The following is an 18,714-nucleotide window of genomic DNA, read 5'->3' as shown; positions in this document are numbered from 1 at the left end:
TCTCAATCGAACCTAAGACGATTTGGCGAATACCAAATCCAACATTAAAAAGCACCCGTTATTGACTAGATACCCAGTCACCAGCACCCAAACGCTTTAACATAACCAAATCTCCCTGAATGAAAAACTCCGTCAAACTACTGAAGCCCACATCTATTCGGTGACATTGATCCAAAGGCCATTGGCAGAGCATACTGACAAATACCTTGATGACACCAGAGTGCGCAACCAATACACAATTTTCCATCGGCATATCTTTCACCGATAGCCACCATCGCCAAACGCGATCAGCTACAACTTGCAGCGATTCACCATTATAAGGCGCGGAGAGCACAATGTCGTCAGCCCACAGATCTATTTCTTGCTTTGGAATATCTTGCCAACACAATCCTTCCCAATCACCAAAATCTAGTTCTTTTAGTGCTTCAACAACTTGTGATTTGCCATCACCAATATGTTCAGCTAATCGTGCTGCTCGGCTTAATGGACTGTGAAAACATACATTCGACTCACCATCAAATTCAATCGACAAAGCATTTTTTAATGCTTGTGCTCCCTCTTCCCAACCATCGGCAAGTGGTACATCCATATCACCGTAACACAGACCTTTCTTAACCTCTGGCCTTGGATGTCGAATCAAATAAAGCTTCATGAATAAGATACCAACAGACATAAGACAACAAATATTTCACCTATCTGTTCACTCGCACCTAAGGTATCACCATTAAAGCCATCAATTTTTTTACGTAAATACAGGCGCATCAAAAAGACTAAAACGGCGGCAAAAATAAAGGTAAGAATCAAATCGAACAAATTAAACGCTAGCACACCAATCAACAAACAAGGCAACAAAGCCACTAACCACTGACTAGGATTCAACTTAGCAATCATACTAGATGCTTTGCTTTGTCCCATGGTCACATAATCAAGCGTATTCATTAACACCAGAGGTATGAATCTAGCAACAATATGCACAACACACCAACCACTTAAGGTATAAACAAAACCTAGAAACGAGTCTGGAATCACCTGCAATAATTCACTCAACAATAACCATTTGAGTGTCAAAGAAAACCAAATAGACAAGGCAGCATAGCTTCCAATGCGCGAATCTTTCATGATCGACAAGCGTTGCTCTTTGTCCCAGCCACCAATCAACCCATCACAGCTGTCCATCAAACCATCTTCGTGAAATCCACCGGTTAATAACACCGCGGTTAACAACATAAATAGAGCTTGCAATGACGTTGACCAATCAAACCATAATGGCCAAGCGCTCAGTAGACCAACAACCAAACCGATCCATGGTAAAAAGCACACCGCTGGGATGTGCTTTATATCATCACTCCAATCCACTTTCAGAGGGATTCGAGTATAGGTGACAAGGCTACGTTTAAAGCCTTGCCAATAAGGGCCAATAATCATGCCTTTCATTTTATTTCTGCTTATCTAGTTATTTGTTTCTATTGGCCAGTAGCCTATTCGAACGAAATCTATTTAGAATCACTCACGCCTGCACTCTCAAAGCTCGCCATCTTATTCAAAAACAGACACGCGCTGTTGATTAATGGATAAGCTAAAATAGCACCAGAACCTTCACCCAAACGCAGATCTAATGACAAAATAGGTTCCGCATTCAAATGATCGAGCAGCATCTTGTGGGCTTTTTCATTCGATTGATGAGCAAAAATAGCATATTCACGCACATTCGGAGCGACTTTTTGTGCAAACAGCAAAGCCACAGAACAGATAAAACCATCCACCACAAAGGCCGTTTGACGCTGAGCCGATTGCAACATCGCACCCGCCATGGCCAAAATCTCAAAACCACCGACTTGCTCTGCAAGAGTTTGTGCACTCCAGTCAGGTATCATTTGGCCTGTATCTTGTTCAGCACGTTTTAATGATTGCTCAATAACCTGCGCTTTATGGGAAACCCCGGCAAGATCCAATCCAGTACCACGTCCAGTGCTGTCTGTCGCACTAACACCAATTAACGCCGTCATCATGCAAGAAGACACGCAAGTGTTACCGATGCCCATCTCACCGAACATCAACAAGTTCACGCCGTCATCAATGGCAAGGTTCGCTTCGTCAACACCCGCTTGAATCGCTTTTTCTAACTGCTGCGTTGTCATTGCGGCTTGTTGACTAAAGTCCTGAGATGAAAATGCTACTTTGCGCGCACCTAATAAAGGATGCGCAGCTAATTCTGCATTAACACCCACATCAACGATTCGCAACGGTACCTTATGTTGATCGCAGAAAACACTCACGGCGGCACCACCCATCAAGAAGTTCATCACCATTTGCGGTGTCACTTCTTGAGGAAACAAACTAATGCCCTGAGCGACAACACCATGATCAGCGGCAAAGATGATCATCTTAGGTTTTGACGTATCAGGCGTTAACGTTTGCTGAATCTTCCCAAGCTGAAAAGCAATGCTTTCCAACTCTCCTAGCGCGCCTAACGGCTTAGTTTTGTTATCAATTTTGTGTTGTAACTCTTCGGCAATAATTGCCGAAGGTGCCGGAATACTAAATTGCTTAAACAAGGCTTGATGCCCCTTAACCTTTGGCCTTAACAGCGCGCTGACGCACTACTTCGTAGAGACAAACACCTGTCGCTACAGACACATTCAAACTAGAAACCACACCAGCCATAGGCAGTTTCACTAGATAATCACATTGCTCACGAGTCAAACGACGCATGCCATCACCTTCTGCGCCCATCACAATAGCCGTCGGAATGGTTAAGTCTTGCTCATAAATGGTTTGTGTCGCTTCGCCAGCTGTGCCAAAGATCCAGACACCTTGGTCTTGCAACTTCTTCATGGTGCGAGCAAGGTTGGTCACCGCATAAACAGGAATACTTTCTGCAGCACCGCAAGCTACTTTACTTACTGTTGCATTCAATGGCGCAGAATTGTCTTTTGGCATGACAACCGCATGAGCACCAGCTGCGTCAGCACTACGCAAACAAGCGCCCAAGTTATGCGGATCCGTCACGCCATCTAGAATAATAATCAGCGGCGTTTCATCTAAACCAGCGACTAGCGTATGCAAGTCCGCTTCATTACCCGCTTTGTTCATCGTGGTATAAGCAACCACACCTTGGTGAACCACACGATCTTTATTTGAGGTAAACAACTGATCGAGATCGCGGCGGGCAACAACGCTATGACGCACTTTATTGGCCTTACAAAGCTGCATTAAACGCTGAGTTTTCTTATCGTCACGGCCTTCTTGAAAACGTACTTCTTTAATACGTTCTGGCTGTTGGTTCAACGCATTTTCCACGGCATGTATGCCGTATATCCATTCTAAATCTGACATCTTTTACTCTATTAATTTGGGGGCATACGCCCCCCTTTTACTTATCTAGAAAGTTATTCATCTATAAAGCTCAGTTCACAGCTTCAGATCAGTCTTTTGCTTTTGGCTTAGCATTATTTTTTTTCGGCTTTTTTGGCTTCTTCGGCTTTTTCGCTGCTGCAGAAGCTGGTTTACCGCTCGCTGCCGCGGCAGAAGACGATTTCTTCTGTCTAATGCGTTTGCCTTTTGAAACGGGTGGACGACGTTTTTTCTTTGCCTTGCCATCCGACTCTTTGCCATCTTTGGCTGATTTGCCGTCTTTAGACTTATCGCCTTCCACTTTTGCAGCGGACTTCGGCTTAGGACGACCACCCAACTCAATAGGCGGCAACTGAGCCAATTGCATTTCAAGTTCAGTCATTTCATTACGTTCCACTTTTTTACGTGGTTGACGCGCTGCGCTTTCATCCAAACTCAGATCAATCTTACGTTGCTCCAAGTTCACACTAGATACTCGAACTTTCAACGTATCGCCAAGGCGGAATACACGACCAGTTCGTTCACCAATAATCGCCTGATGCTCCATGTCGTGAACAAAGTAATCTTGTCCAAGCCCTGAAATATGCACCAAACCATCGACAAACAAACCTTGCAGTTCAACGAACAAACCAAACGAAGTCACTGCGGTAACGACACCTTCAAACGGTTCGCCCAAGTGCTGTTCAACATACTGGCATTTCAACCAAGCTTCTACATCACGAGTTGCTTCGTCAGCGCGACGTTCAGTCAAGGAACAAGAATCCCCTAAACCATCCATATCCGCATGAGTGTAACCGTAGATTTTACGTTCTTTTAGTTCTGGGCTGCCTGCCACACGATGCGCCTGACGCACAGTTGGACGGCCTTCACCACGAATCAAATAACGAATCGCGCGGTGAACCAACAAATCTGGGTAACGACGAATTGGCGACGTAAAGTGAGTATAAGCTTCGTAATTCAAACCAAAGTGGCCCAAGTTATCCGCTTGATACACAGCCTGAGACATAGAACGCAGCATCATTGTTTGAATACTACGAACGTCCGCACGCTCTTTAATGCTTTCAGATAATGCCGCGTAATCTGCTGGTGTTGGCTTAGTGCCACCAGTTAGCTCTAAACCCAGCAAACCAAGGTAAGTACGCAAGGTTAACAAACGGTCGTCTTTTGGACCTTCGTGAACACGGAACAAGGCTGGCAAATCTGCGCTAATCAACAACTCTGCTGCCGCCACGTTGGCGCACAACATACATTCTTCAATCAGCTTATGAGCGTCGTTACGTTCAACCGGAATAATGTGTTCAATCTTAGAATTCTCGTCAAACACCATGCGAGTTTCGATCGTATCGAATTCCATCGCACCACGTTCATCACGAGACCCCTTCAAGACATGATACAAACCTTTTAAGTCATCGATATGCGACACAATAGACGCATAACGTTCACGTAGCTCAATACCTTGCTCTTCTGGCTCATCGTCGATCATTTTCGCGACTTTGCTGTATGTTAGACGAGCATGAGAACGAATAATGCCTTCATAAAACTTGAAGCCGCGCATCTTGCCTTTAGTAGTCAAGGATACTTCGGCTACCATCGCCAAACGATCTACGTCTGGGTTAAGTGAACACAAACCATTCGACAAGACTTCCGGCAACATAGGTATAACGCGACCTGGGAAATAGACCGAGTTACCACGCACAATGGCTTCTTCATCTAGTGCCGTGTCTTTCTTCACATAATGAGAAACGTCGGCAATGGCAACAAACAACTTCCAACCGCCCGGTGTTTTTTCACAATAAACCGCGTCATCAAAGTCACGCGCGTCTTCGCCATCGATAGTAACAAAAGGCGTGTCACGCAAATCAACACGATGTTCTTTGTCTTCGTCAGCGACTTCTGTTTTGAAATTTTTGATTTGCTTTTCGACTGCTGCTGGCCACTCGTTAGGAATTTCATAACGATGCATCGCCACTTCGATCTCAACGCCTGGCGCCATAAAGTCGCCAAGGACTTTTTTAACTAAGCCTTGAGCTGGTTTGCCGCGCTCAGCGTAGGTAACGATTTCTGCTAATACATATTGACCATGAGTTGGTGTTAAGCCAGATTCTGTGGTGATCAAGATATCTTGGGCGATACGTGGATTTTCTGGTGTAACGAAAGCAGTGCGGCTTTCTTCATAGTAGCGGCCAACCAATTGGCTGTGCTTACGCTCTATGACTTCAACAACCACACCATCTAAGCGACCTTTAACACTACGTCCAGAAAGACGTACTTTTACTTTATCGCCATCCATCACGTTCTGCATTTGACGGGCAGATAGGAAAATATCGTCATCACTTTGACGCAACAAGAAACCATGACCTTCTTTATTGCCTTGAACGTAACCTTCAATTAGGTCACTTTCTAAAATCGGCGAGTATTCGTCATTTTGGTTGCTGGTCATTTGATTGTCTCGGCACATAGCGATGAGACGACGACGGAGGGCTTCGATTTCGTCTTCGCCAGTCAGCGAAAACTCTTTGCATAAATCTAAATGACCCATGCTTTTATTTTGGGTGGCAAGAAACTCTAGAATGAATTCACGGCTTGGTACGGGGTTATCGTACTTAGACGCTTCTCGCTGCATGTGTGGATCGTTAATTTTTTTATTACTCAATGTATTTTTATCCTTGGTTTTTTCAATAAGACGCCCTTTTATAAAATAGAAATATGAACATCTCACTATTTAGAACATTTGCAGTACTCGCTATCACTTCTGATAAGCCATTTCTGACAAGTCACTTCTAATAAGCCACTTTTGCCGAGTCACTGTCGCGCTCAATTAATCGTTATTATAGAGCATATTCACCAAATACTCTCGAAGTTAGCGTAGCTCTTAGCATTATCTGCACACTCTCTTCGAGTTAATTTGGTAATTACACAACAAATAGCCCTTATGACTCGATATTTGTCTGTCTTTTACAAGCATTTGTAATGCCATTTTAGCCTAAGCGAAATATTTTCATTACTTAATTGTCTAAATTTCAAGCAAAAACGATGAACCCATCGAATTATCTGATCATTCCGCCAAGCATTTTTATTGCCTATGACGCACCAAATTCATTTCAGCCATCACTTTGGTGGAAATTTCTTCCACAGACAGTTTTGTCGAATTCAAAAAAGGAATGCGTTCTTGGCGATATAAAGACTCCACTTCGTCTACTTCATAGCGACATTGACGAGCCGAGGCATACTTACTTGCCGCCATTCGACCAGTACGAATCTCATGTAAGCGCTGAGCTTCTATGGTTAAACCAAACAGCTTCTTCTTATGATCCTTTAACACCTTAGGCAAACCGGGCGTGGAAAAATCATCTTCAGTGATCGGATAGTTTGCTGCCTTGATACCGTACTGCATCGCCAAATACAAACTGGTTGGCGTTTTGCCAGAGCGAGACACTCCCAGCAAGATAATATCTGCCTCGGCAAAATTCTTCACTGAAGCCCCGTCATCATTCGCCAAAGCATAGTTAATAGCGTCTATTCGACCATCGTAAACGCCCTCTTTCATACCATGAGCTTTTTGTGCTGTCGGCTGAGCCTTGACACCTAAGGCTTGCTCAATCGGCGACAACAAATCACCAAACAAGTTGTAACAATGGCAATTACAAGAATCGATAATCTCGCGGATCGCCACATCGGAAATAGTATAAAATACCAGCAAAGCAACACCTTGCTGCACTTCCAAATTAATCTGTTGCTTCAAGCCTTCTGCCTGATCTTTGGTGCCCAAGAAAGGCACACTTTTGGTCTCTACCGCCACGTCAAAAAACGACAACATTGCTGACCCAAATACCTCAGCCGTGATCGCTGTCCCGTCTGATACAAAATACACTTTCATGCGTTTTTTCCCATTTTTGTTGTTATCTAACGACATTCGTTTTTTCGATTGAAATAAAACTACATCGAATAATCGATTTTATTCAAAGCAACTACCCTACATACAATGAACTCAGACCCAGCGCTTTGACAAGAGCACACAGCAATTTGATGAGTGTCTGAAGTCCACTTGGCAAACCAGCCATCTTTTGGCCAACCAGCCAAATTCTTTTAATAAGAAAAAAATAATTGGAGTCTCTTGTGAGCAAATTTATTAAGTGGTTTAAAGATCTTCATATGGAAGATGTCGGTGAAGTAGGCGGGAAAAACGCCTCTTTAGGTGAAATGATTTCCAACCTGACAGACCTTGGTATTCAAGTACCAAACGGTTTCGCAACTACTTCCTATGCTTATCAAAGCTTCATCACAGAAAGCGGCCTTGACGAAAAAATCCATCAAGCACTAGACGCATTGGATGTGGACGATGTTCACGCCCTTGCTGAAACTGGCGTAAAGATTCGCCAATGGATTGAAGACGCCACTTTCTCTGCAGAATTTGACCAAGAAATCGAAGCTGCTTTCGCAACCCTTTGTGACGACAACGCAGACGATACCTCATTTGCGGTGCGCTCTTCTGCCACCGCAGAAGATTTACCTGATGCGTCTTTCGCAGGCCAACAAGAAACTTTCTTAAACGTAAAAGGCTTGGCAGACATCAAAGCCTCTATCAAACGCGTTTTTGCTTCCCTATTTAATGACCGTGCGATCTCTTACCGCGTTCACCAAGGCTTTGAACACCAAGGCGTGTCTTTGTCCGCAGGTATTCAAAAAATGGTACGCAGTGACATCGGCGCTTCTGGCGTGCTTTTCACTCTAGACACGGAATCTGGCTTTGACGAAGTGGTCTTCATCACAGCGGCTTACGGTCTTGGCGAAATGGTTGTGCAAGGTACCGTGAACCCAGATGAATACTATGTTCACAAACCAACACTGGCTGCAAACCGCCCTGCTGTTGTGCGTAAGAGCCTAGGCAGCAAAGCACAAAAAATGGAATACGCCGAAGCGGGCAGCGAAGAATTCGTTAAAATCGTTCCAGTCGCTTTGGATGACCAAAACCGTTTTGCATTAAGCAACGATGAAATTCAAGATCTTGCTCGCCAAGCTTGCATCATCGAAAAACATTACCAACGTCCGATGGATATTGAGTGGGCGAAAGACGGCATCGACGGCAAGATCTACATTGTTCAAGCGCGTCCAGAAACCGTTCGTAGCCAAGCCAATGCCCAAAGCATGGAACGATACAACCTGAAGAAAACTTCTCAGGTGATGATCACTGGCCGAGCCATTGGTCACAAAATCGGCACAGGCGCTGTGAAAGTATTGTCTTCTATTACAGAAATGGATCGCATCCAACCGGGCGACGTTCTGGTTACCGACATTACCGATCCAGATTGGGAACCTATCATGAAGCGTGCTTCTGCGATTGTGACCAACCGTGGCGGTCGTACTTGTCACGCGGCGATTATTGCCCGTGAACTTGGTATTCCAGCGGTTGTTGGCTGTGGTGATGCAACCGACGTATTGAAAGATGGCCAAATAGTCACCGTATCTTGCTCACAAGGCGACATGGGCTTTGTTTACCAAGGCGAACTGCCATTCGACATCATCACCTCTGAAGTCGGCAACATGCCAGAATTGCCAGTAAAAATCATGATGAACGTGGGCAACCCAAACCGCGCCTTCGACTTTGCCATGCTACCAAACGCAGGTATTGGCTTGGCGCGATTAGAATTCATCATCAACCGCATGATCGGCATTCACCCGAAAGCCTTGCTGAACTACGCAGAAATGACACCAGCGCTGCAAGAAGAAATCAACCACCGCATCGCCGGCTACAACAGCCCAGTGGAATTCTACGTCGACAAACTGGTCGAAGGCGTCGCAACGCTGGCTTGCTCTTTCTCTAAAAAACCAGTCATCGTGCGCTTGTCCGACTTCAAATCAAACGAATACCACAACCTTGTTGGTGGTCCGTTGTTTGAACCAGACGAAGAAAACCCAATGCTTGGCTTCCGTGGCGCCGCGCGTTACATCGACGCCTCGTTCCGCGATTGCTTCGCTCTAGAATGTGAAGCCATCCGCCGAGTTCGTAATGAAATGGGCTTAACCAACGTACAAATCATGATCCCATTTGTTCGTACCTTGGAAGAAGCACAACAAGTTACCGAACTGCTTGCGGAACAAGGCTTGGCTCGCGGTCAAAACGGCCTGAAAGTCATCATGATGTGCGAATTACCGTCTAACGCCCTACTGGCAGACGAGTTCCTACAATACTTCGACGGCTTCTCAATCGGTTCAAACGATTTAACCCAACTAACACTTGGACTTGACCGCGACTCAGGATTAATCGCAGACAAATTCGACGAACGCAATCCAGCAGTCAAAAAACTGCTAAAAATGGCGATCACCGCCTGTCGCGAACAAGGTAAATACGTTGGTATCTGTGGCCAAGGCCCATCTGACCACGCCGACTTCGCCGACTGGCTTGTAGCGCAAGGTATCGAAAGCATGTCTCTTAACCCAGACACCGTTATCGAAACTTGGTTACACCTTGATGAAGTATTGAAAAATACCGAATTGAACAACAAAGCCATTTAAAGAAATCTTCCCGTTACATCGCAGTAATACCAGACATGGCGTAACGGGAAAACAGTCTGCGTTTGGTGTTGTGTTTCTTAATGCAGCGCCAGATCAGAATGCTGTGTAAAAGCAGCACGTGACCTTATCGAAGTCACTCCCTAGTTTTATAGCCCCGCCCTGCGGGGCTTTTTTTTGTTTTCTTTGGTTCCATTCAAACGCTTTGTATTCCCAACCTTTATTCCGCCCTGCTGGGCGGGTAACTTTTGCCAATCGATGCAAAAGTAACCAAAAAATCTTTTATCGGGCTGTCGCCCAAACGTCTGATTCACTTTGTTTATTATTAAGTTTGATAAGACGATTTTTATCGTAAAGCATAGATTGTTTATTCTGTGGGAGATAGCTCGTCAAACAATGACTCTAAAACTCCATAAAGTCGCGCAACTTCGTCGCGTCGAACTGACTTCATCATAGAGACTAGGTTTTCGTAGGGCGTCATGAACGAAGTGTAATGTGCCGCTGAAAGCGAAGCTTTCATTGTGAAGTAGGTCGCGGCTTCAGCCCGACGCGGAATTCATGCTCCATTCAAACGCTTTGTATTCCCAACCTTTTATTCCGCCCTGCTGGGCGTGTTATTTTTGCCAATCGATGCAAAAGTAACCAAAAAATCTTTTGTCGGGCTGTCGCCCAAACTTCTGATTCACTTTGTTTATTATTAAGTTTGGCAAGACGATTTTTTATCGTAAGGCATAGATTGTTTTTACAGGCTTAAGTAAGAGTATTTTTAACGGCCCCTGCAACTCCATAGGGTCGCGCAATCAGGATTGCGTAGAGCTGACTTCATCTGTGATGCAGCTCTTTCGTAGGGCATCATAAGCGCAGCGTAATGTGCCGCTGAAAGCGAAGCTTTTATTGTAGGTCGCGGCTTCGGCCCGACGCGGAATTCATGTTCCATGCAAACGCTTTTTATTCCCAATCTTTATTCCGCCCTGCTGGGCGTGTAACTTTTGCCCAGATCCGCAAAAGTAACCAAAAAGTCTCTTTGTCGGGCTATCGCCCAAACGTCTCATTCACTTTGTTTATTATCGTTTTGGCAAGACGACTTTTATCGTAAGGCATAGATTGTTTATTCGGTGGGAGATAGCTCGTCAAACAATGACTCTAAAACTCCATAAAGTCGCGCAACTTCGTCGCGTCGAACTGACTTCATCTGTGGTGCTGTTTTTTCGTAGGGCGCCATGAGCGAAGCGTAATGTGCCGCTGAAAGCGAAGCTTTTATTGTAGGTCGCGGCTTCAGCCCGACGCGGAATTCATGTTCCATGCAAACGCTTTTTATTCCCAATCTTTATTCCGCCCTGCTGGGCGTGTAACTTTTGCCCAGATCCGCAAAAGTAACCAAAAAGTCTCTTTGTCGGGCTATCGCCCAAACGTCTCATTCACTTTGTTTATTATCGTTTTGGCAAGACGATTCTTGTCGAAAGGCATAGATTGTTTTTGCAGGCTTAAGAAAGGGTATTTTTAACTGACTCTGAAACGCCATAGAGTCGCGCAACTTCGTCGCGTCGAACTGACTTCATCGGAGATGCCGCTCTTTCGTAGGGCGTGATAAGGGAGGCACGACCGTAATCCGCCGTTGAAAGCGAAGCTTTCATTGTAGGTCGCGGCTTCAGCCCGACACGGAATTCATGCTCCATACAAACGTTTTTAATTCGTAAAGAAGGCTCCACTGTTTTTCAAAAACACAGCGAGGGTAGATAAAAGAACCAAAAGAATAAGGCTTGCCAATTACGTTAAGTACAAGTAAAAAGAGGCATAGAACAAAGCAAAGATAACGTATTAAAGCTGCCAGTAACCAGAAAATAACAGTAATACGCCAAAAACCACACCGCAATTCAACAGGGAAGTCGAATGATGAAAAATCAAATTTCCTATCAATACAGCGGCCGTTCAAAAGAAAGTTATAGCCGTAGCTACGCCACTGTTTAACCCTTATATAGTTTCAAGGAGTTTGCGTGAGAGTATTTCTTGATAATAATCTATGGGACTATTTCGCTGATAATGACATTGACCTTTTGTATTACTTCCCAAAGGAAGCCTATGAGCTATTTATAACTACACATGGGAAGTATGAGATATTACAGCTGGTAAAAGAGCATAAAGAGTATGTCAAAGATTTTGCTTTGAAGGCATTTACGACCTCAGTTCAAGAGGACCCGATATTTGGGTTTTATAGTGACCTTTTTCCAAAAGAGTATCAAAGGTCGTCAGGATTTGGTGCTGGTCGTTTTTGTGATAAAAGTGAGGCCTCGGTGAGATCTGAACTTCTTTCTAAGTATGGTACTTTTGAAAAGAGGAAAGAAAGTCAGATACTTTTCAAGCAAGAAGCTGATATCGAACTAGCGGTAAGGTCAAAAAACGACCCAGTTATTACATTTGATGCTAATAAATCAGGGCCTTTACGTTACGCTCTAGAGCAGGGATGGCAAGTCATATCGCTAGATGTTGCTCGAAGCAAAAATGTTGCTCCTGAAAACTTTATGCAAGAAATTGTTAGCGCTTTAGAGTCAAAAAAAATAACAAAGCATTGCAGCAAATAAACAGCTGAATACGGCATTAATTTTCGAGGATGATTATGAGAGATATCGTAATTTGTAACATTAAAGACCGTTTCAATGTTCTGGACGAACTAGCCAAATCTATAAACGAGGTACAATTATCTTCTAAGTTAGATATGCCAAAATGTTAAAGTTTAGAAGAACACCTCTGGTGCATTGTTGGTGCTCGTGAAAGCTACTTTCGAGCATTATTAGCTGGAGAGTGGCAAGGTTTCAAATGCTCGCTAGCGGATGAAAGCAATAAGTTCAGCTATGAAAAGGCATTGTTAGAAACCCATAGCTACTTTGAGAGTGTGCTTTCAAATATTCAATGGTCTGAAAATACAGAGAAGATATTAGCTAATTTATACGAACATGAAGTTATGCATGAAGGACAGATTATTCGATTAATGTATGGGTTAGGTCTTGAAATGCCTGACTCAAGTAAGTGGGCCTAAAAAGGCAAAATCACCATGTGGGCTGGACGCGCTAAGGTGCGCCTTTTATTGCGGCATTGGCATGACTAAATCAAACATCGGAGTTATCGAACGATTGAGTATATTGAGAGAGCCAAAGGAACGAAAACTGTTAGTTGCAGTAATTCTTGCCTTTTTATCATTAGTTATAATTGAGCTTCAACTACCACTCCTTCCTGTTCTCAGCGATACATTTATGGGACAAATATTATGCAGTGATGGTACAAAAAACATCTCAACCGGATTACTTATTGGTTTAATTTCTGCATATATTTTCTATATTCTTATTGATTATTTACCAAGAAAACGCAGAGATAAAAAAACAATAGAGTTACTTGACTCACTGATTTCTTCAATACTTGACGCATATGTAAGATGCAGAATATTTGGCCATGAAACAGCTATATCACATGTCGATAAAAGCACATTAAATGAAAGCTGGTTGAATGATCAAAAAACGATCTTGAAAAACAATAACTCTAAGTTCTTACCGTTAAAATTTGCAATGCAAACAGCATATACCAGAATTGAAGATTTCAGGCATACTCTGCCACTAGCAGTGAGCTTATCTCCTGAGCACGCTTTACAATGGCTAATAATAATTGACAAAATCAGGCTTATGGCTGAAAGCTATGGCGAAGAAGTAAATATTCCTAGAGAAGTGCAGCATTTAGTAGATCTCGATATAGAAGATAATCCAATTAGGCTATACAAAAGCACTTTAAATTTACGGTTCTTAGAAATCGTTGAACAAGCTGACGCATGGCTAAAGTTAACACAATCGGCAACTAATAAATCAATTAGGCCCAGATAAAAATTAAACTTTTTTGTCTACCCCTAATGCCCAACGGCGCATCACACTTCGCTCATGACGCCCTACTTTTTTGTTCTCCATCCAACAAATCTGTTCACGGGTTTTATGTTAGTGAGCCGATTTCGCCAATCTATGGAATTTCAGTATCAATCTCCCCCTTTTTAGCACCATCCGAAAATATCTATGCCTTCATTTCATAGCTACTCAAACAATATTTTTCACATCACGGTAAAAATTTTCATGGCTACCTAACGCCATGAGTTCGAGTGTCACGGTGCCATCTTCGTAGCTGTAACCAAGTAATGTAAGTTGTTTCACCATGTTAAATTTATAGACACGAAGGAAGGATAAATCGCCTTTCTTCTGTTGCCCTAGAAGCGGATCTTTAATCAATTCTCTGATCGCGTTATCTAGATCCACTTTTTGGTTTTTATGCAGTTTTTTTACCGCTTTTTTAAATGTGGTTGTTTGAAGAACTTGAGTAATGTTAGCCAAAGCTGTATTCCTCAAGTTTTCCGGCTTCTTTTTCCGCTTTGGCAATGATGGCTTGTTTTACAAATTCATAAGGTAAATCAGGATTATCTTCCATCATTTCACCGATTTTCGCCCAGTGCTCAATTTGCTTAGGTGTTGTTCGGTTTAAGACTTTCGCCATGATGGCCGCTTTATCAACCAGCTCTTGGTCAAGTCGAATACTTGCTGTAGACATAATAAAATCTCCTAAGTGTCATACAAGAACTGTAGCAAATCGCCACAAATGCAGCAACACGCATCAACCACATCCCCTCCCGAAAGAACAATTAAGCCCAGATAATAATTAAACATGTTTGTCTGACCATAATGCCTAACGGCGCATCACGCTTCGCTCATGACGCCCTACGAAAAACCAGCATCACTGATGAACTCAGTTCGACGCAACGAAGTTGCGCGACTTTATGGAGTTTCAGAGTCAGTTAAAAATATCTTCTCTCAAGCCTGCAAAAACAATCTATGCCTTACGATATAACGAGCGTAAGGGAACAGTTATGTTCATATGAAGAAAAGCAGGCATTAAAGATCTTAAAGCGAATTTTTGGTTACTTTTTGGGCGCTTGCAAAAAGTTACCCGCTCAGCAGAGCGGAAATAACGGTCGGGAATACAAAGCGTTTGAATGGAAACCTTTATAAAGCCTAGCGCAGCAACGCTCTTTCTACACATATAGCCGAATGCGCATCATTAGCTGCATAAAGAATCTGGTTTTCTTTCAGTGGATAAGCACCCCAGTTGGATTTTTGGGCGCCTTTGCCAAGGCGTTTTCCGAGTACCATGGCGACGGCGGCGCGGGCGCCGATGCTGTTTTTCTCTCCGGCGAGTTGCTTTAAGGTGACAGACAAATCTTGCGTGTTGGTGATATCGATGTTGAGTTTGTTACGCAGTTCTTTGTTATCGTCTTTGATGCCGAAGCCAATTTTTTTGATTTTTGGGTTGGTTAGTATTTCCTTGGCCGCAGCGACAGCCGAAGGAAATCGAGTTGGGAATAGGAACGCTTTTGACTCTGTCGCCAGTTGGATGAGCGATGGACCCGGACTGACTTGGCCTTTCTGGAAAATCGGTTTGCTTTCGGTATCGAATCCGATAGAAGTCTCGTTTTCTAGCTCTTTTATGGCTTGTGCGGCATCAAGTTCGTTTTCAACGATGTAGATGTCGGAAAGACCAAGGCCAATATATAAGGGTAATTCGCTGATCTGTTCCTTGGTAGGACGTTCCATTCTTTGTCTCTTTTCTCTCTTGTTTCTTTAAGCTTTTTTCAGATCAAATAGCACGTCGTGGATTTCCGCTTTTAGCTCTTTATCAATAATTTTATTGCTGTGAATTTTAGCTTGTTCAAGGTATTCAATGGCACTAGCGTTATCGCCAAGCTCTATTTTTAGTTGAGCGGCAGCGAAGCCAATGGAGGATAGATAGTCTTTTGAGTTGATTGCCGCGGCTTTTTCTAAAGCTTTATCGTAGATAACAATCGCCTGTTCTAAATCGTCGGTAAAGTCACCAAGGGTTTCCCACTGCACTGGATGATCTTTGTCTGTGCCGTCGTTGTCGTCACAGATGACTTTCAATTCTGCATAATAAGCATCAAAGCCCGCTTGGTCTTTTTTGTTAGCACAAGTCATGAGTTCTTTGGCTAAAAAAAGCACTTCTTTGTATATTTTAGTGTTCATATTTCACTCTGTTTGAAGCATTCGATTATGTAATAACGAGTATGGTAATTTTAATAGACTATTTATGACAGCTTTTCGCTGGGTTCTTAACAAATAATAGGAGTTATCTAAATGCAAGTTCATGAATGTGTCTCTTTTATATTGCTAAAAGACGATCAGGTGTTGTTAGAGAAACGCGCCAAGGACAAGGAGTATGATCCAAGTCTGATTGCTATTCCTGGCGGTCACATGGAGCTGGGGGAAACACAGGAACAGGCTTTGTTACGAGAGCTAAAAGAAGAGCTAAATATTGTCCCAAAGTCTTATGTTCACTTGTGCTCTCTTTATCATCCAACAGGCGAGCTTCAACTCATTCACTATTACGTTGCTAATCGTTGGGAAGGTGAAATATTGTCTCTAGAGGCAGACGAAGTGAGTTGGCATTCACTTAATTCCAATCCTCTAGATATTGAGGCAGATAAAGTGGCATTGGCAGAGTATCGAAGACTTAAAAATGCAGGCGTTGAATTAGGTTAACAACGCCCTTTGTTGAGCTTATGTACAGCTCAACAATTAGATCAACGACGCAATCAATAGCTCTGCGCTTGCACGGCTTTTTGTCCTCGAATCAAGCTAACTCCCGCCAATACGACGACACCCAATACTAACCAAGATCCCATGATGACGCCGGTCCAGCCATCCGCTTGCCAGAAAGGATCAAGATAAAACCCGCCAAGACTGGCGCCTAGATAATAAAACACTAGGTACAAGGAAGATGCGCTGGCTTTGGCGTGTTTGGCGTTGCGGCTCACAAAACTACTAGTCGTTGAATGACACAAAAAGAAGCCAAAGCTGTTTATCAATAAGCCCACTATGATCGCCAATAATGAATCACCAAGAGTGACTAAAGAACCAAACATGAAAATACAGGTACCTAGTACCATAATGTTTGGCTGACTCCAGCGTTTGGCAAGTTTGCCCGAAATAGCTGAACCCAATGTGCCTGACAAGTAGGTAAGGAAAAGCAAGCCAACATATTTAGCGGTTAAGTTATAAGGTGCGGCTTCCAAAACGAAGGTCACGTAGCTGTATTGGTTGATAAAAATGAAGAAGCTAAAACCACCGATGAAATAACTGGTTAATAAGCGACGATTCTGCAGATGGCTCTTCATGTTCATCAAGATATGACCAACGCGTAGCGGTTTTGCTTCGAAATGTTGTGATTTTGGTAATAGAAAGAAAAAAGCCAATAAACAAATCAGACTAATAACACTCATTACCCCAAAGGTTGCGGAACGCCCTAGCCATTCACCAACAAAACCACCAATCAGACGACCACCAATGCCGCCTAACGTGTTTCCGCTGATGTACAAGCCAACAGCAACCATCAAAGCTTCTGGTGTATATTCGTCGCCCAAATAAGCAACGGCAATAGCAGGCAACCCAGCTAGAAAAAAACCTTGCAGGGCACGCAATGCCAATAATGATTCGTAACTTTGTACTAGGGACAAACAAAAGGTGGTTAAAGTAATACCAACCATGGTCATCACCATAATCCCTTTGCGACCTAAGGCATCTGAAATTGGACCGTAGAAAAGCAAGGATATGCCCAACGTAAGAGTTGTAATAGTAAAGCTACCGCTAGCTTGCAGTGGACTAATAGAAAACTCGTTAGCGATCATGGGTAACAAAGGCTGCGTCACGTACACATTGGCAAAAATCATAAAAGAGCCAATGACTAGAGCCAAGGTTCCTCGCCAAAATACCGAACTACCTACTTCTATCACAGCAAAACTCCACAGACATCAAAAACAAATCAAACAAATATTATTGCGATACTATACGCCTCGCCATTTTATCAATAAAATATATTCATTTTATCCAATCCATAAGGGTTATTGATGGACATTAAGCCGCTACGTTATTTCATTGCCATCGCAAAAACAGAAAGCTTTACCAAAGCAGCCCAGCAGCTTGGCGTTGCTCAACCCGCTGTTAGTATGGCAATCAAAAAACTAGAAGCGGATTTGGGCCTAACCTTAATCCATCGGGCAGATCGAAATATTGGTCTAACTGACGAAGGCAAAAAGCTGCTGATACATGCAGAAAAAATCATTCAAGCTACCGATGATGCCTTATTAGAAATGAGCGAGCTAAAAGGTTTGAGCCAAGGCGAAGTACGAGTGGGAATTCCTAGTATGCTGGGCTCCTATTACTTTCCACCCATTCTGATGGCATTTCGTCATAAGTACCCCACTATTACGCTCAAAGTGATCGAAGGCGGAACCTGGCAGCTGCAAAAAATGCTCGAAAATGGCGAATTAGATCTTAGTGTTATCGTTGCTGAAACGCTCCCCGATGGTTTGGAAACTCAAGCGCTGATCCGAGAAGAAATGCTCGTCACAATAGCAACTGATCACCCTTTCAGCCAACTAGAAAAAATCTCACCAGAGGCATTTTTCGATGAAGAGCTTGTGATGTTTAAAGAAGGTTACTTTCATCGCCGTATCGTCGATAAGCTGGCTAAAGCCTGTAAAAAAACGCCCAAAATTGGTTTTGAAACCAATTTGATTCCATTGATCAAATCCATCACTCAGCAAGGCTTTGGCATCTCTACTTTACTCGCCATGGTTATTGAAGAAGACGATAACCTCATCACTCGCTCTTTTGATCCACCAATCTGGCTAGATCTTGGTATTGCTTGGCGCAAAGACAGTTACTTATCAAAAGCCAACCGAGCTTTTTTGGAATTTGTTAACGAGCATGGTCGATATAAACGCCGACAATAAAAAAATGCCCGCTCTGTTTC

At 43.3% G+C, this 18,714-nt stretch carries 17 protein-coding genes; 5 read left to right on the top strand and 12 right to left on the bottom strand.

The window, feature by feature from the left end; genetic code table 11:
- Positions 1-58 precede the first annotated feature (58 nt).
- The 6 genes from BUA59_RS00355 to BUA59_RS00330 form a co-directional block, all read right to left on the bottom strand.
- Positions 59-652 (bottom strand): histidine phosphatase family protein, encoded by a 594-nt coding sequence (locus BUA59_RS00355; protein ID WP_072838055.1) that lies wholly within the window; start codon positions 650-652, stop codon positions 59-61.
- A complete protein-coding gene (locus BUA59_RS00350) occupies positions 649-1,434 on the bottom strand; it encodes an adenosylcobinamide-GDP ribazoletransferase (RefSeq protein WP_072837752.1) in 786 nt (261 codons plus the stop codon). The genes BUA59_RS00355 and BUA59_RS00350 overlap by 4 nt, the downstream gene beginning before the upstream one ends.
- Before the next feature lie 59 nt (positions 1,435-1,493).
- Positions 1,494-2,555, bottom strand: a complete 1,062-nt coding sequence (gene cobT, locus BUA59_RS00345) for a nicotinate-nucleotide--dimethylbenzimidazole phosphoribosyltransferase (RefSeq protein ID WP_072837751.1) — start codon at positions 2,553-2,555, stop codon at positions 1,494-1,496.
- A 13-nt stretch (positions 2,556-2,568) separates the two neighbouring features.
- Positions 2,569-3,336 (bottom strand): 23S rRNA (guanosine(2251)-2'-O)-methyltransferase RlmB, encoded by a 768-nt coding sequence (gene rlmB, locus BUA59_RS00340; RefSeq protein ID WP_072837750.1) that lies wholly within the window; start codon positions 3,334-3,336, stop codon positions 2,569-2,571.
- A gap of 88 nt (positions 3,337-3,424) precedes the next feature.
- A complete protein-coding gene (rnr, locus tag BUA59_RS00335; protein WP_245813072.1) occupies positions 3,425-5,977 on the bottom strand; it encodes a ribonuclease R in 2,553 nt (850 codons plus the stop codon).
- 450 nt (positions 5,978-6,427) lie between these two features.
- Positions 6,428-7,231 carry a pyruvate, water dikinase regulatory protein gene (locus BUA59_RS00330; RefSeq protein WP_072838054.1) on the bottom strand — a complete coding sequence of 268 codons (804 nt, stop codon included), beginning with the start codon at positions 7,229-7,231 and terminating at the stop codon, positions 6,428-6,430.
- A gap of 239 nt (positions 7,232-7,470) precedes the next feature.
- On the opposite strand from BUA59_RS00330, the gene ppsA reads away from it, so the two are divergent.
- Positions 7,471-9,867: a phosphoenolpyruvate synthase gene (gene ppsA / locus BUA59_RS00325; RefSeq protein ID WP_072837748.1), complete on the top strand. Its 2,397-nt coding sequence runs from the start codon at positions 7,471-7,473 to the stop codon at positions 9,865-9,867.
- A 1,481-nt stretch (positions 9,868-11,348) separates the two neighbouring features.
- Here the strand turns inward: ppsA and BUA59_RS23760 are convergent.
- Complete coding sequence (locus BUA59_RS23760) at positions 11,349-11,498, bottom strand: hypothetical protein (protein ID WP_175550727.1); 150 nt, start codon at positions 11,496-11,498, stop codon at positions 11,349-11,351.
- A gap of 360 nt (positions 11,499-11,858) precedes the next feature.
- Here BUA59_RS23760 and BUA59_RS00315 point away from each other — a divergent pair, with 360 nt between their 5' ends.
- On the top strand, positions 11,859-12,443 hold the full coding sequence (locus BUA59_RS00315) for a hypothetical protein (protein WP_072837746.1): 585 nt from the start codon (positions 11,859-11,861) through the stop codon (positions 12,441-12,443).
- Positions 12,444-12,959: 516 nt separating this feature from the next.
- The gene (locus BUA59_RS00305; protein ID WP_072837745.1) at positions 12,960-13,730 is read left to right on the top strand and encodes a hypothetical protein; all 771 of its coding nucleotides are present in this window, start codon (positions 12,960-12,962) and stop codon (positions 13,728-13,730) included.
- Positions 13,731-13,934: 204 nt separating this feature from the next.
- Here BUA59_RS00305 and BUA59_RS00300 read toward each other — a convergent pair whose 3' ends face one another.
- The 4 genes from BUA59_RS00300 to BUA59_RS00285 all read right to left on the bottom strand — a co-directional run bounded on the left by BUA59_RS00300 (position 13,935) and on the right by BUA59_RS00285 (position 15,926).
- On the bottom strand, positions 13,935-14,225 hold the full coding sequence (locus BUA59_RS00300) for a type II toxin-antitoxin system RelE/ParE family toxin (protein ID WP_072837744.1): 291 nt from the start codon (positions 14,223-14,225) through the stop codon (positions 13,935-13,937).
- A complete protein-coding gene (locus tag BUA59_RS00295; RefSeq protein ID WP_072837743.1) occupies positions 14,218-14,439 on the bottom strand; it encodes a TA system antitoxin ParD family protein in 222 nt (73 codons plus the stop codon). The genes BUA59_RS00300 and BUA59_RS00295 overlap by 8 nt, the downstream gene beginning before the upstream one ends.
- A gap of 461 nt (positions 14,440-14,900) precedes the next feature.
- Positions 14,901-15,479: a 3'-5' exonuclease gene (locus BUA59_RS00290; RefSeq protein ID WP_072837742.1), complete on the bottom strand. Its 579-nt coding sequence runs from the start codon at positions 15,477-15,479 to the stop codon at positions 14,901-14,903.
- A 27-nt stretch (positions 15,480-15,506) separates the two neighbouring features.
- The gene (locus BUA59_RS00285) at positions 15,507-15,926 is read right to left on the bottom strand and encodes an Rpn family recombination-promoting nuclease/putative transposase (RefSeq protein WP_072837741.1); all 420 of its coding nucleotides are present in this window, start codon (positions 15,924-15,926) and stop codon (positions 15,507-15,509) included.
- Positions 15,927-16,037: 111 nt separating this feature from the next.
- On the opposite strand from BUA59_RS00285, the gene BUA59_RS00280 reads away from it, so the two are divergent.
- Entirely contained in the window at positions 16,038-16,442 is a 405-nt protein-coding gene (locus BUA59_RS00280; protein ID WP_072837740.1) for an NUDIX hydrolase, read from the top strand.
- Between the two features lie 53 nt (positions 16,443-16,495).
- Here the strand turns inward: BUA59_RS00280 and BUA59_RS00275 are convergent, their stop codons facing one another.
- Positions 16,496-17,692, bottom strand: coding sequence for an MFS transporter (locus tag BUA59_RS00275; RefSeq protein ID WP_072837739.1), 1,197 nt, complete (start codon positions 17,690-17,692; stop codon positions 16,496-16,498).
- 114 nt (positions 17,693-17,806) lie between these two features.
- On the opposite strand from BUA59_RS00275, the gene BUA59_RS00270 reads away from it, so the two are divergent.
- Positions 17,807-18,694 (top strand): LysR family transcriptional regulator, encoded by an 888-nt coding sequence (locus BUA59_RS00270; protein WP_072837738.1) that lies wholly within the window; start codon positions 17,807-17,809, stop codon positions 18,692-18,694.
- Positions 18,695-18,714: the final 20 nt, after the last annotated feature.

Origin of the sequence: Marinomonas polaris DSM 16579 (assembly GCF_900129155.1) — a bacterium.
GTDB lineage: Bacteria > Pseudomonadota > Gammaproteobacteria > Pseudomonadales > Marinomonadaceae > Marinomonas > Marinomonas polaris.
This window is presented reverse-complemented; position numbering and strand designations above follow the sequence as displayed.

What these genes read in the sequence shown, in the direction of transcription:
- BUA59_RS00355 (WP_072838055.1), bottom strand. Translation starts at nt 652, where the DNA reads ATGAAGCTTTATTTGATTCGACATCCAAGGCCAGAGGTTAAGAAAGGT.
- BUA59_RS00350 (WP_072837752.1), bottom strand. Translation starts at nt 1,434, where the DNA reads ATGAAAGGCATGATTATTGGCCCTTATTGGCAAGGCTTTAAACGTAGC.
- rlmB (WP_072837750.1), bottom strand. Translation starts at nt 3,336, where the DNA reads ATGTCAGATTTAGAATGGATATACGGCATACATGCCGTGGAAAATGCG.
- rnr (WP_245813072.1), bottom strand. Translation starts at nt 5,977, where the DNA reads ATGCAGCGAGAAGCGTCTAAGTACGATAACCCCGTACCAAGCCGTGAA.
- BUA59_RS00330 (WP_072838054.1), bottom strand. Translation starts at nt 7,231, where the DNA reads ATGAAAGTGTATTTTGTATCAGACGGGACAGCGATCACGGCTGAGGTA.
- BUA59_RS23760 (WP_175550727.1), bottom strand. Translation starts at nt 11,498, where the DNA reads ATGAAAGCTTCGCTTTCAACGGCGGATTACGGTCGTGCCTCCCTTATC.
- BUA59_RS00305 (WP_072837745.1), top strand. Translation starts at nt 12,960, where the DNA reads ATGACTAAATCAAACATCGGAGTTATCGAACGATTGAGTATATTGAGA.
- BUA59_RS00295 (WP_072837743.1), bottom strand. Translation starts at nt 14,439, where the DNA reads ATGTCTACAGCAAGTATTCGACTTGACCAAGAGCTGGTTGATAAAGCG.
- BUA59_RS00290 (WP_072837742.1), bottom strand. Translation starts at nt 15,479, where the DNA reads ATGGAACGTCCTACCAAGGAACAGATCAGCGAATTACCCTTATATATT.
- BUA59_RS00285 (WP_072837741.1), bottom strand. Translation starts at nt 15,926, where the DNA reads ATGAACACTAAAATATACAAAGAAGTGCTTTTTTTAGCCAAAGAACTC.
- BUA59_RS00280 (WP_072837740.1), top strand. Translation starts at nt 16,038, where the DNA reads ATGCAAGTTCATGAATGTGTCTCTTTTATATTGCTAAAAGACGATCAG.
- BUA59_RS00270 (WP_072837738.1), top strand. Translation starts at nt 17,807, where the DNA reads ATGGACATTAAGCCGCTACGTTATTTCATTGCCATCGCAAAAACAGAA.